Source organism: Streptomyces sp. NPDC028991 (assembly GCF_055564775.1).
The window spans coordinates 430,826-443,581 of sequence record NZ_JBVHVP010000004.1 but is presented as its reverse complement, the minus strand read 5'-3'; the positions used below and the strand labels follow the sequence as shown (position 1 = coordinate 443,581).

The 12,756-nt window shown below is 69.8% G+C and carries 10 protein-coding genes; 3 read left to right on the top strand and 7 right to left on the bottom strand.

What is annotated here, in order from left to right; genetic code table 11:
* Window positions 1-62: 62 nt before the first annotated feature.
* Together ACZ4V1_RS12270 and ACZ4V1_RS12265 are read left to right on the top strand one after the other, a co-directional pair.
* Window positions 63-1,052, top strand: a complete 990-nt coding sequence (locus ACZ4V1_RS12270) for a helix-turn-helix transcriptional regulator (protein WP_468333296.1) — start codon at window positions 63-65, stop codon at window positions 1,050-1,052.
* A complete protein-coding gene (locus ACZ4V1_RS12265; protein ID WP_468333293.1) occupies window positions 1,049-2,044 on the top strand; it encodes a helix-turn-helix transcriptional regulator in 996 nt (331 codons plus the stop codon). The genes ACZ4V1_RS12270 and ACZ4V1_RS12265 overlap by 4 nt, the downstream gene beginning before the upstream one ends.
* Here the strand turns inward: ACZ4V1_RS12265 and ACZ4V1_RS12260 are convergent.
* The 7 genes from ACZ4V1_RS12260 to ACZ4V1_RS12230 form a co-directional block, all read right to left on the bottom strand.
* Complete coding sequence (locus ACZ4V1_RS12260; RefSeq protein ID WP_468333290.1) at window positions 1,995-3,041, bottom strand: helix-turn-helix transcriptional regulator; 1,047 nt, start codon at window positions 3,039-3,041, stop codon at window positions 1,995-1,997. The genes ACZ4V1_RS12265 and ACZ4V1_RS12260 overlap by 50 nt on opposite strands.
* A gap of 151 nt (window positions 3,042-3,192) precedes the next feature.
* A complete protein-coding gene (locus ACZ4V1_RS12255) occupies window positions 3,193-4,311 on the bottom strand; it encodes a sugar ABC transporter substrate-binding protein (RefSeq protein WP_468333287.1) in 1,119 nt (372 codons plus the stop codon).
* A gap of 184 nt (window positions 4,312-4,495) precedes the next feature.
* Entirely contained in the window at window positions 4,496-4,951 is a 456-nt protein-coding gene (locus ACZ4V1_RS12250) for a heat shock protein transcriptional repressor HspR (RefSeq protein WP_468333284.1), read from the bottom strand.
* Between the two features lie 5 nt (window positions 4,952-4,956).
* Window positions 4,957-6,156 carry a molecular chaperone DnaJ gene (gene dnaJ, locus ACZ4V1_RS12245; RefSeq protein WP_468333281.1) on the bottom strand — a complete coding sequence of 400 codons (1,200 nt, stop codon included), beginning with the start codon at window positions 6,154-6,156 and terminating at the stop codon, window positions 4,957-4,959.
* A 33-nt stretch (window positions 6,157-6,189) separates the two neighbouring features.
* Complete coding sequence (gene grpE / locus ACZ4V1_RS12240) at window positions 6,190-6,861, bottom strand: nucleotide exchange factor GrpE (RefSeq protein WP_468333278.1); 672 nt, start codon at window positions 6,859-6,861, stop codon at window positions 6,190-6,192.
* A complete protein-coding gene (dnaK, locus tag ACZ4V1_RS12235; RefSeq protein WP_468333275.1) occupies window positions 6,858-8,714 on the bottom strand; it encodes a molecular chaperone DnaK in 1,857 nt (618 codons plus the stop codon). Before dnaK ends, grpE begins: the two co-directional genes overlap by 4 nt.
* A gap of 95 nt (window positions 8,715-8,809) precedes the next feature.
* A complete protein-coding gene (locus ACZ4V1_RS12230; protein WP_468333272.1) occupies window positions 8,810-10,192 on the bottom strand; it encodes an MraY family glycosyltransferase in 1,383 nt (460 codons plus the stop codon).
* Window positions 10,193-10,452: 260 nt separating this feature from the next.
* On the opposite strand from ACZ4V1_RS12230, the gene ACZ4V1_RS12225 reads away from it, so the two are divergent.
* Entirely contained in the window at window positions 10,453-12,735 is a 2,283-nt protein-coding gene (locus ACZ4V1_RS12225) for a (Fe-S)-binding protein (protein ID WP_468333270.1), read from the top strand.
* Window positions 12,736-12,756: the final 21 nt, after the last annotated feature.

Genomic DNA, 12,756 nt, shown 5'->3' with positions numbered 1-12,756 from the left:
CATCATGTTCCTGCACGTTCAGGACCCTGGGGGGTGGAGATTTGACAACAAATCGGACCAATATGGCACATCCCCACGGGATTACCGAACTCTGCGAGGAGGGAGGGCGTCTCTACGCGAACGCGCTGCGCACTGGACGTATCACCCGCGTGGAGGCGGGCCACGCCCCGTGCCTGATAGATCTCGCCCTCCTGCACCCCGACCCGGACGACGCCAACTGGCTGCGCCCTGTCCAGCCGGGGATCGCTCTGGCCCAGCGGCTCAATCCGATCGAGCGGGAGATCGCGGACCGCAGGCGGACATCGGTCGAGTTGGCGCAGGTCTTCGAGCCGTTCATGACCCTCAGCGCGCAGGGTGCGGCGCCGATCCACTCGATCACCGTGCTGGAAGGACTCGACCGCATCAACTCCGCTCTCGATCTGGCCACGGACCAGTGCAAGAACGAGGTACTGACGGTCCAGCCCAGTGCCCGCCATCCGGAGCGTCGGCTGGTCGAAGGCCTGGAGCGTGACAAAACACTGACCGAGCGCGGTGTACGCATCCGAACGCTGTACCAGCACACAGCCCGCTACAGTGCGGAACGGCTGGCCTACGTGGACCGGTTCTCCAACGGAAAGGCGGAGTACCGCACCATCGACGAACTGGTCGAGCGTCTGATCATCTGCGACGACACGGTCGCGTTCATCCCCGTTCGCGACGATCGGCAGGTGGCCTTGGAGATCCGCCACCCGGGCCTCGTCAGTTACCTGACCAAGGTGTTCGAGTTCATGTGGGGCCGGGCTGTCCCCCTGAGCGCGGGCGCCCCGTACGAGACCGCTCCTGACGGCATCACCGACATCCAGCACTCCATCGCCAAGCTTCTCGTGGAGGGCCACGTCGACGAGGCCATCGCCCGCCGCCTCGGTATGAACGTGCGCACCTGCCGGGCCCACATCGCGAAACTGGCGACGGCCCTGGGCAGCGGAAGCCGTGCCCAGCTCGGCTTCCTCATAGCCCAGTCAGGGATCCTGGAGCAGGAGCACCGGGACCTCGGGGGGGAAAGCCATTCATGACCGACGAGACGCACCGGCACGGAGACGAGGCACTGTGCGAGACGGGTCTCGAGCTGTACTCCCGCGCACTGCGTGAGGGCGGTGTGCCCAGCGCCACGGCAGCGACAGCACCTTGTCTGATCGACAACGGCCTCCTCCACCCGGCCATCGACGACCTGGACCGGCTGGAGCCGACCGCACCGACCGTCGCCCTGCGGCGACTGCTGCGGACGTCGGAAGACCGCATAGCCCGCGAGCGCCGGCGCGGTGAACACCTGGCGGACGTCTTCGAACCCCTCATGCGCCTGGGCACGCGCGCGGCGGCGAGCGAGGACACTCCGGCGCTCAGAATCCTCGGCAGCAAGGAGCGCACGGGGCGGGCCATCGCGGAAGCCATGGTCGAGGGCAGGCACGAGGTGCTGGCGATTCAGCCCTACGATTCGAAGGTCACCAGGCGCCCCGACATCCTCGAAGGGGCCATCAAGCGGGACCAGGCCTTCCTCGACCGCGGCGCTCGCATGCGCGCGCTCTACCAGCACACCGCACGGCACGCCGCGTACTCACGCGCCCGCTACGAGCAACTGACAGGCGATGTGGAGGCGCGCACCCTCGATGAGGTCACCGACCGTCTCATCATCGTGGACCGCACCGTCGCCTTCATCCCCGCCAGCACCGACCGGTCACTCGCCCTCGAAGTCCGCCACCCCGCCCTGGTCGCCTACTTCATCAACACCTTCGACCGCCTCTGGCACCTGGCCACCCCCATGCACCCGCAGGCGGTCCCGCAACCCACGCTCAACGGCATCACCCCGCGCCAACTAGCCATAGCCGCCCTCCTCGTCGAGGGCCACACCGACAACGTCATCGCCGACCGCCTCGGCATGAACGTCCGGACCGCCCGCGTCCACATCGCCAAACTCGCCGCCACCCTCGGCAGCGAGAGCCGGGCGCAGCTCGGCTTCCTCATCGGCCGGTCGGGGATCCTCGACCAGGAGCCTGATCGGGCACGCTGAGCGTGGCGGGCAGGCTCGCGGCGCCGTCCAGGCCGGCCTGCGCGATGCGCACCCCCAACTGGGTACGGCTGGCCGCTCCCAGCGTCTCCGACAGGCGGGCGATGTGTGCCCGCGCCGTGCGGACGCTTATGCCCAGCCGCTCCGCGATCACCGCGTCCTGGTGGCCCTCCGCCAGCAGCGCCGCGATGGACTGCTCGCGGTGGGAGATGCCCTCGATGCCGGTGTCGGGGAGCGGGGCCGTCAGGGGGATCGCCAGGCGCCACAGGCGTTCGAAGACCGTGACCAGGTAGGCGACCAAGGCGGGATGGCGTAGCTCCAGGGCCATCGTGCGGTCGGTGTTGGCCGGGATGAAGGCGACCGTGCGGTCGAAGAGGATGAGGCGGTCGATCACCTCGTCCAGGGTGCGGGCCTCCACCGCGTCGCCCATCAGCTCCAGGTAGTTGAGCAGGCCCTGGCCGTGCCGGGCGACGTGCGTGTACAGGTCCCGCATCCGCACCCCGCGCCCGCGCAGCGCCAGCGCCCGGTGCAGGCCTTCCGACAGCTCCGGCTCGCGCCGGATGCCGCCGGGCTGGACGGTGAGCACCTCCGTCGTGCACGCCTGCGTCGCCTCGTCCATCGCGGCCTGGATGCGGGACAGACCGTCCAGGACGCGGATCGCCGTGCCCTCCGTACCGGCCGGGGTCCTCAGCTGGCGGCCGAGACCCGCGTACCGCTCGAAGGCCTCCACCGCGGAGCCCACCCGCCGCTGACTGGCGTTGACCTCGTCGTGGACCCCGCGCAGCAGCCGGGTCATGACCTCCTGCGGGGAGGTCGGCACCAGCCAGTCCATGTCGTCGGGGTCCGGGTGCAGCAGGGCCAGTTCGAGGAGGCAGGGGACCGGCTCGGCGTCCCGGCGGGGCACCCGGCCGCGTCGTACGGCCCGGGAGTACACGCGGTCCCCGGCCGCGCACAGCCGGTCGGCACCGTGAGGATGCTCATCCGCCCCGTGCCCGGCCATCGCCCATCCCACCCCCGGTTCCGGCTCTTTCCGCAGCGCAACTATGCGCGGCCGGGACCGGGTCCGCAACACGGCTCGGCGCGGGACGGCGGCCGGAAAGCACCGGTTACCACCGGTGTGTCCGGGCAGTCCGCCGGGGCCGGACGACCGGCTACTTCAGGCCGATCTCCGTGCAGTCCGCCGCGTACTTGGCGGTGCAGATGTCGGAGATCTTGTAGAAGCCGTCCGCGACGACGGTGCTCTTGATGTTGTCCTGTGTCAGGGCGACGACCGGGACGAGCTGCGCGGGGACGCCCTTGTGGGTGGGGCTGTCGACCTTGTCGCGGGCGAGCGCCTCGAACTGGATGTCCCGGCCCTGCACCCGCGCCACGGCCATCTCCGCGGCGTTCTCGGCCTCCTGCGGGTAGGACTTGTACACGCTCATGTACTGCTCGCCGGTGACGATCCGCTGCACCGCGGAGAGTTCCGCGTCCTGGCCGGTGATGGGCGGCAGGTCGGTGACGCCCGCGTCCTCCAGGGCCTTGATGACGCCGCCCGCCATGCCGTCGTTGGCGGAGTAGACGCCCGCGATGTCGTTCTTGCCGATCTTCTCGATCGCCTCGGCCATGTTCGCCTCGGCGTTCTCCGGCTTCCAGTCCTTGGTGTCGAAGGACTGGGCGATCGTCACCTTGCCGTTCAGCTCGGACATCGCCCCGGCCTTGAACTGCTTGGCGTTCGGATCGGTGGGCGAGCCGTTCATCATGACGATCTTGTCGGAGCTGTCCGCGCCGTCGCCGAGCGCTTCGACGAGGGAGCGGCCCTGCACCTCGCCGACCAGCTCGTTGTCGAAGGAGATGTAGGCGTCGATCGGGCCCTCGGCCAGCCGGTCGTAGGCGATGACGGGGATGCCGGCGTCCTTGGCCTTCTGCACGCTGTCGCCGATGGACTTCGCGTCGACCGCGTCCAGGACGATCACGTCGACCTTGTCGTCGATCATCTGCTGCATCTGGTCGGCCTGCTTCGAGGCGTTCGCCTCGGCGTTGGCGTACTTGACGTTGCCCTGGTCGCGCGTGAGGTCGGCGACCTTCGCCTTGAAGTACGGGTAGTCGAACTGCTCGTAGCGGGTGTTCGCCTTCTCCGGGAGCAGCAGGGCCACCGTGATGTCGTTGCCCTTGGTCGGGCTCGCCGCGTCACTGCTCTCGGACGCGCCCAGCGCACCACAGGAGGCCAGCGAGAGGGTCATCATGGACGCGGCCACGGATATGGCGATACGACGGGCACGGCTGTTCACTGCGCTTACCTTCCGACACACGGGTGTTGTGGTGACCCAGGTGAGGGAAGCCAACGCTGTCTTCACGAAATCGTCAAGAAGTACTAGACCAATGAGACAGCAACGTTGCGAAACGGCCCGGAGGGCCGGGTGGAACCGGTGGAGCCTCCGGGCCGGTCGTCGCCGTTCCGCCTGGTGCGGACCGTCAGTCCGGGGACTGGCCGTGCCGCTTGGGCCGCCACACCACCAGGGCGCTGGTCTGCTGTACCTCCTGGTACGGGACCAGGTCGCGGCGGTACGAGGCGTGTACCGCCGCCTCGCGCTGGCGCATCGCCGTGGCCGCGCCGTCGAGGGCGTCCTGCAGCTCCGCCAGGCGGGCCTGGAGCGCGGCGACCTGGTTCTCCAGTTCGATGATGCGCTTGATGCCTGCCAGGTTGATGCCCTCGTCCTGCGACAACTGCTGCACGGTGCGGAGCAGTTCGATGTCGCGGGCCGAGTAGCGCCGGCCGCGGCCGGCCGTGCGGTCCGGGGAGACCAGGCCGAGGCGGTCGTACTGGCGCAGCGTCTGCGGGTGCAGGCCGGAGAGCTGGGCCGCCACCGAGATGACGTAGACCGGGGTGTCCTCGGTCAGTTCATACGGATTGCGTCGACGACCGTCCATCTCCGTCAAGCTCCCTTCGCGGCCTGGAACAGCTCCGCCCGCGGATCCTCGTCCGCGGTCGCCTCGCGATACGCCTCCAGCGCATCACGAGCCTTCCCCGTCAGGTCCTTCGGAACACTCACCTCGACGGTGACCAGAAGGTCTCCGCGGGTGCCGTCCTTGCGGACCGCGCCCTTGCCCCTGGCGCGCATGGTCCGGCCGCCCGGAGTGCCCGCCGGCAGCTTCAGCGTGACGGGCGGGCCGCCCAGCGTCGGAACCCTGACCTCGCCGCCGAGGGCTGCCTCGGCGTACGTCACCGGGACGGTGACCGTGAGGTTGTCGCCCCTGCGGCCGAAGACGGGGTGTTCCTTGACGTGGACGACCACGTACAGGTCGCCCGCCGGTCCGCCCCGCTCGCCCGGCGTGCCCTTGCCGCGCAGCCGGATGCGCTGCCCGTCCGACACTCCGGCCGGGATGCGGACCTGCATCGTCCGGGACGACTTGGCCCGCCCGGAGCCCTTGCAGACGTCGCAGGGGTCCTCCGCGATCAGGCCGCGGCCCTTGCAGTCCGGGCACGGGTCGGTGAGCGAGAAGCCACCGCCCGAGCCACGGGCGACCTGGCCGGTGCCGACGCAGGTCGGGCACACGCGCGGCGTGCCGTTCTTGTCGCCGGTGCCCGAACAGGCCTTGCAGGGTGCCTGCGAGGACATCCGCAGCGGGACCGTCGCGCCCTCGATGGCCTCCGTGAAGCTCAGGGTGACCTCGGACTCGATGTCCTGGCCGCGCCTGGGCTGGGTCCGCGTGCCGGTGCCGGGGCCGCCGGCGCCGGTGCGGTTGAACAGGCCCCCGAAGACGTCACCGAGGCCGCCGCCGAAGCCGCCGGCGCCGCCCTGGCCCCCGCCCTGGGCGCCGCCTCCGAAGAGGTCGCCCAGGTCGAAGTTGAAGGTGCCGCCGCCGCCCGCGCCCGGCCCCGGGCGGAACCCGCCGTTGCCGAAGAGGCTGCGGGCCTCGTCGTACTCCTTGCGCTTCTTGGGGTCACCGAGGATGTCGTTGGCCTCGGAGATCTCCTTGAAGCGCTCCTCCGCCTTGACGTTCCCCTTGTTGGCGTCCGGGTGGTACTCGCGGGCGAGCTTCCGGTACGCCTTCTTGATCTCGGCCTCGGTGGCGTCCTTGGGGACGCCGAGGACCTTGTAGTAGTCCTTCTCGATGAAGTCCTTGGTGCTCATCCCCGACGTCCCTCCTCTCTCGTCACTTCGAGCTCAGCCCTCCTCCGGGCCACCGCTCTCCTTGCTCCCGGCGTCCTGAGCGGAGTCGGCCTGCGCCTCGGCGTTCTCCTCGGCCGGCTTGGCCGGCTGGGCACCCGGCTGCGGCTCGGCCACCGCCACCCGCGCGGGGCGGATGGTGCGCTCGCCGATCCGGTACCCGGGCTGGAGAATCCCGACGCACGTCGTCTCGGTGACGTCCGGCGCGTAGGAGTGCATCAGGGCCTCGTGGATCGTCGGGTCGAAAGGTTCGCCCTCCTTGCCGAACTGCTGGAGGCCCAGCTTGGCCACGGTCGACTCCAGCGACTCCGCGACGGACTTGAAGCCGCCGACGAGTTCGCCGTGCTCCCGGGCGCGACCGATGTCGTCGAGTACGGGAAGCACTTCGGACAGGAGGTTCGCGACGGCGACCTCCTTGACCGCGACGCGGTCCCGCTCGACCCGGCGACGGTAGTTCTGGTACTCGGCCTGGAGTCGCTGGAGGTCCGCCGTGCGCTCGTTCAGCGCCGTGCGCACCTGGTCCAGCTGGGCCACCAGGCCCGCGTTCTCGCTCGCGTCCCCGGCCGGGGCCGCCCCCTCTTCGGAGGCGGCCTGCGGCTCGGCGTCGTCAGGGGTGGCGCCGGAGGGGACGTCAGGCTTCTCCTCGAAGCCCGGGGTCTCCTCCGTCACGCGGCACCGTCCTTGCGCTCGTCGTCCACGATCTCGGCGTCGACGACGTCGTCGTCGCCACCCTTGTCACCGGCGGTGGCACCGGCACCCGGGGCCTCGCCGCCGGCGGCCTGCGCACCCTGCGCGTCGGCGTACATGGCCGAGCCCAGCTTCTGCGAGACGGCGGCGACCTTCTCCGTGGCGGTGCGGATCTCGGCGGTGTCCTCGCCCTTGAGCTTCTCCTTCAGCTCGGCGACGGCCTCCTCGACCTCGGTCTTGATCTCGCCCGGGACCTTGTCCTCGTTGTCCTTGAGGAACTTCTCCGTCTGGTAGACGAGCTGCTCGCCCTGGTTGCGGGACTCGGCGGCCTCGCGGCGGGCGTGGTCCTCCTCCGCGTACTTCTCGGCCTCCTGGCGCATCCGGTCGACCTCGTCCTTCGGCAGCGAGGAGCCGCCGGTGACGGTCATCTTCTGCTCCTTGCCGGTGCCGAGGTCCTTCGCCGTGACGTGCATGATGCCGTTGGCGTCGATGTCGAAGGCGACCTCGATCTGCGGGACGCCGCGCGGCGCCGGGGGCAGACCGGTCAGCTCGAACATACCGAGCTTCTTGTTGTACGCCGCGATCTCGCGCTCGCCCTGGTAGACCTGGATCTGCACGGAGGGCTGGTTGTCCTCGGCGGTGGTGAAGATCTCCGAACGCTTCGTCGGGATCGTCGTGTTCCGCTCGATCAGCTTGGTCATGATGCCGCCCTTGGTCTCGATGCCGAGGGACAGCGGGGTGACGTCGAGGAGCAGGACGTCCTTGACCTCGCCCTTGAGGACACCGGCCTGCAGGGCGGCGCCGATGGCGACGACCTCGTCCGGGTTGACGCCCTTGTTGGCGTCCTTGCCGCCGGTCAGGTCCTTGACCAGCTCGGCGACGGCGGGCATACGGGTGGAGCCACCCACGAGAACGACGTGGTCGATCTCGCTGAGCTGGATGCCTGCGTCCTTGATGACGTTGTGGAACGGCGTCTTGCAGCGCTCCAGCAAGTCGGCCGTCAGCTGCTGGAACTGGGCGCGCGTGAGCTTCTCGTCCAGGTGCAGCGGGCCCTCGGCGGAGGCCGTGATGTACGGGAGGTTGATCGAGGTCTCGGTGGACGAGGACAGCTCGATCTTGGCCTTCTCGGCGGCCTCGCGGAGGCGCTGGAGGGCCATCTTGTCCTTGGACAGGTCCACGCCGTGGCCGGACTGGAACTGCTTGACCAGGTAGTCGACGACGCGCTGGTCCCAGTCGTCACCACCGAGGTGGTTGTCACCGTTGGTGGCCTTCACCTCGACGACACCGTCGCCGATCTCCAGCAGCGAGACGTCGAACGTACCGCCACCGAGGTCGAAGACGAGGATGATCTGCTCGTCCTTGTCGAGGCCGTACGCCAGCGCGGCGGCCGTCGGCTCGTTGACGATGCGCAGGACGTTGAGGCCCGCGATCTCACCGGCCTCCTTGGTGGCCTGGCGCTCGGCGTCGTTGAAGTACGCCGGGACGGTGATGACCGCGTCGGTCACCTTCTCGCCCAGGTAGGACTCGGCGTCCCGCTTCAGCTTCTGCAGCACGAAGGCGCTGATCTGCTGCGGGTTGAAGTCCTTGCCGTCCAGGTTGATCTTCCAGTCGGTGCCCATGTGGCGCTTGACCGACCGGATGGTCCTGTCGACGTTCGTGACCGCCTGACGCTTGGCCACCTCGCCGACCAGCACCTCACCGTTCTTGGCGAAGGCGACGACGGACGGCGTGGTCCTGGCGCCCTCGGCGTTGGTGATGACGGTGGGCTCGCCGCCCTCCAGAACGCTGACGACGGAGTTAGTCGTGCCCAGGTCGATGCCGACCGCACGTGCCATGGTGAATAACCTCCAGCTGACTTGAGTGGAACAGGCTCAAGTGTGCAGGACGCCTTCCAATGCGTCAACAGAGGTGAGTCGAGCAGGCTCAACTCTTATCCGTTCCTTACGCGCAACGGCGCGCTGACCTGGGCTTCTTCCCCGCGCCTGCCTTGACGAACCGGAAAAATCGACGCCCGGGAGGACGCACGCGACGGAGCGTCCGTTGCCTCCGGGGACTCCTGAGACCTGCCCCGCGGTTCCGCGCGCGGCCCGTGGAGTGACGCACGGGCCGGGGGCTCCGCCCCCGCCGACGCACGGGGCCGGGGGTCCGCCCCCGTCGGCACACGAGTCCGGGGCTCCGCCCCCGCCGGTACACGAGTCCGGGGATCCGCCCCCGCCGGCACACGGGCCCGGGGGTCCGCCCCCGCTGACGCACGGGGCCGGGGGTCCGCCCCCGCCGGCACACGGGTTCGGGGCTCCGCCCCCGCCGGCACACGGATCCGGGGGCCCGCCCCCGCCCGCCGAGGCTCGTACACCCGTACCCGCAGCAGCCCCAGCACCCCCACCGCCGCCACGCCCGCCACCCACAGCACCGCCGCCTCCCCCGCCCAGCCGGTGTGCACGAGCGCGCCCACGAGTACCCCGCAGAACGAGGCCGCGCCGAGGACCACCACCGCGCCCTGCGGAGTGAGCCCGAGCCGCCGCAGCCGGTGGGCGAGATGATCGGGCCCGCCGCGCAGCAGGGGCCGCCCGGCCAGCCGCCGCGAGAGGAGCACGAGGACGACGTCGGCGCCCACCAGGGCGGTCAGCGCGAACAGCACCCCGGCGCCGGCCCCGGGTTCGTGCCCCGCCCGGGTGAACACGGCCGCCCCGGCGAGCAGGAAGCCCGCGAAGAGCGACCCGCACGCCCCGAGGGCGATCCGCGCCGGATGCCAGTTGTGCAGCAGGAAACCGGTCAGTGCGGCGGCCAGCGCACTCAGCAGCACCGCCAGCCCGTCCATGAGCTCGGCGGCGGCGCAGGCGGCGACGCCGAAGGCGGTGACCACACCCACCGTGCCGGCCACCCCGTCGGCGTGGTCCAGCCCCCGGAAGGCGACGGCGACCAGCGCGATCCAGCCCACGGCGAGCGCCCCGGCCACCGGTCCGGTCACGTCGTACGGCACCACGCACGCCGCCGCGACGGCCGTCCCCGCGAGCAGCCAGCGCCGCCGCAGCCGCCAGACGTCGGCGGCCAGGCCGAGCGCGCCGACGGCGGTCCCGGCCACGAGCAGCCGGCCGACCACCGAGCCCACCGGCACGACGCCGGTCCAGTCACCGGCCCACGCGACCAACCCGGTGACGAGGACGACGGCCACTCCGCCGAGCAGGGGGACGGGGCGCTGCCGTCGCCGGTCGACCAGGGCGAGGCGCAGGGCGGGCACCCTCAGCAGCGCGGTGAGCAGGGCGGCGAGGAGGAAAGAGGCGGTGGCTGCAGCGATCCCGTAGAGCACGGGCACAACCTATGCCTGAATCATGCCGAATATCATGATTTGCGATGAATGGCGCGTCCGGCGCAATGCGACGCCGACCCCGCCGACCGGGCCCGGCGGTCAGGCCCGGCGGCCGGGCCCGGCGGTCAGGGTTGCCTCAGCGACGCAGATCACCGCACGTCCGGCTACAGTGCGGCGGAGGATGGGGGTAGTCTCAGACGAACTACCTAAGTTACCGCTTAGTAATACCGCCCCCCTCGAAACCTCGCAGGCCCGAGGAGCCCCAAATGCAACTCGCCGCGATCATCGTGTCGCTGGTCCTGATCGTGGTCGGCGTCGCACTGTTCGGCCGCGCCGTCCTGCAGATCTACAACTCCATGCGGCTGGGCCAGCCGGTACCGGCAGGTACGCGGACCGACGACCCCGCACAGCGCACCATCACCGTGGTCAGGGAGTTCCTCGGCCACACCCGGATGAACCGCTGGGGCATCGTCGGGGTGGCGCACTGGTTCGTGGCGGTGGGCTTCTTCTCCCTGCTGCTGACGATCGTCAACGCGATCGGCCAGCTGTTCGAGGCCGACTGGATCCTGCCGGTCATCGGCGACTGGGCGCCGTACAACGTCTTCGTCGAGTTCATCGGCACGATGACGGTGCTCGGCATCCTGGTCCTGATCGGGATCCGCCAGCTGAGCAAGCCGAACAAGCCCGGCCGCAAGTCCCGCTTCGCCGGTTCCAACTTCGGCCAGGCGTACTTCGTCGAGGCCGTCATCCTCATCGTCGGCGTCTGCATCTTCATGCTGCACGCCCTCGAGGGCGCCCTCCACCACGTGGACGGCTACGAGGCGTCGTTCTTCATCTCGTACCCGGTCGTCTCCGCGCTCGGGGACCTGGACGTCTCCACGCTCCAGAACCTCGTCTACTTCTTCGCCGGCCTGAAGATCGCGACTTCCTTCATCTGGATGATCACGGTCGCCCTGAAGACCGACATGGGCGTGGCCTGGCACCGCTTCCTCGCCTTCCCCAACATCTGGTTCAAGCGCGACGCGAAGGGCGGCACCGCCCTCGGCGAGCTGCTGCCGATGACGTCCGGCGGCAAGCCGATCGACTTCACCGACCCCGGCGACGACGACGTCTTCGGCGTCTCCCAGGTCGAGCACTTCTCCTGGAAGGGCCTGCTCGACTTCTCCACCTGCACCGAGTGCGGCCGCTGCCAGTCGCAGTGCCCCGCCTGGAACACCGGCAAGCCGCTCTCCCCCAAGCTCCTGATCATGTCCCTGCGCGACCACGCGCACGCCAAGGCCCCCTACCTGCTGGCCGGCGGCGGCAAGACCATGGAGGGCGAGGAGAAGGCGTCCGAGGAGCAGCTGGCGAACGTCCCGGCAGCCGCCCTCGCCGAGGCCGAGCGCCCGCTGATCGGCACCGTCGAGGAGAACGGCGTCATCGACCCGGACGTCCTGTGGTCCTGCACCACCTGCGGCGCCTGCGTCGAGCAGTGCCCGGTGGACATCGAGCACGTCGACCACATCGTCGACATGCGCCGCTACCAGGTCATGATCGAGTCGGCGTTCCCGTCCGAGGCGGGCACGATGCTCAAGAACCTGGAGAAGAAGGGCAACCCCTGGGGCCTGGCGAAGAAGCAGCGCCTGGAGTGGCTCAAGGAACTCGACTTCGAGGTCCCGGTCGTCGGCAAGGACATCGAGGACCTCACCGAGGTCGAGTACCTCTACTGGGTCGGCTGCGCCGGCGCCCTGGAGGACCGCGCCAAGAAGACCACCAAGGCCTTCGCCGAGCTCCTCCACATCGCGGGCGTCAAGTTCGCGATCATGGGCGGCGACGAGAAGTGCACCGGTGACTCGGCGCGCCGCCTCGGCAACGAGCCCCTGTTCCAGGAGCTCGGCATGGAGAACGTCATGTCCCTCAACGCCGCCTTCGGCGAGGAGATGGACGACGACGGCAAGGTGCTGCCCGAGTCGGCGAAGCCGAAGTCGGCCAAGAAGATCGTCGCCACCTGCCCGCACTGCCTCAACACCCTCGGCAACGAGTACCCGCAGCTCGGCGGCGACTACGAGGTCATCCACCACACCCAGCTGCTCCAGCACCTGGTGGACGAGGGCAAGCTGCTCCCGGTCACCCCGGTCGAGGGCATCATCACGTACCACGACCCGTGCTACCTGGGCCGCCACAACAAGATCTACACGCCCCCGCGCGAGATCATCGCCAGCGTCCCGGGCATCCGCAACGAGGAGATGCACCGCCACAAGGAGCGCGGCTTCTGCTGCGGCGCCGGTGGCGCGCGGATGTGGATGGAGGAGCGGATCGGCAAGCGCATCAACAACGAGCGCGTCGACGAGGCCCTCTCGGTCAACCCGGACATCGTCTCCACCGCCTGCCCGTTCTGCCTCGTCATGCTGACCGACTCGGTCAACGGCAAGAAGAACGACGGCAAGGCCAAGGAGTCCATCCAGGTCGTCGACGTCGCCCAGCTCCTGCTGGACTCCGTCAAGACCCCGGCCGACCCGGCGGGCGAGCCGGAGACGGAGAGCGAGCCGACACCGGAGCCGGTGAAGTAACCGCCCCCGACCCGGCCCCGG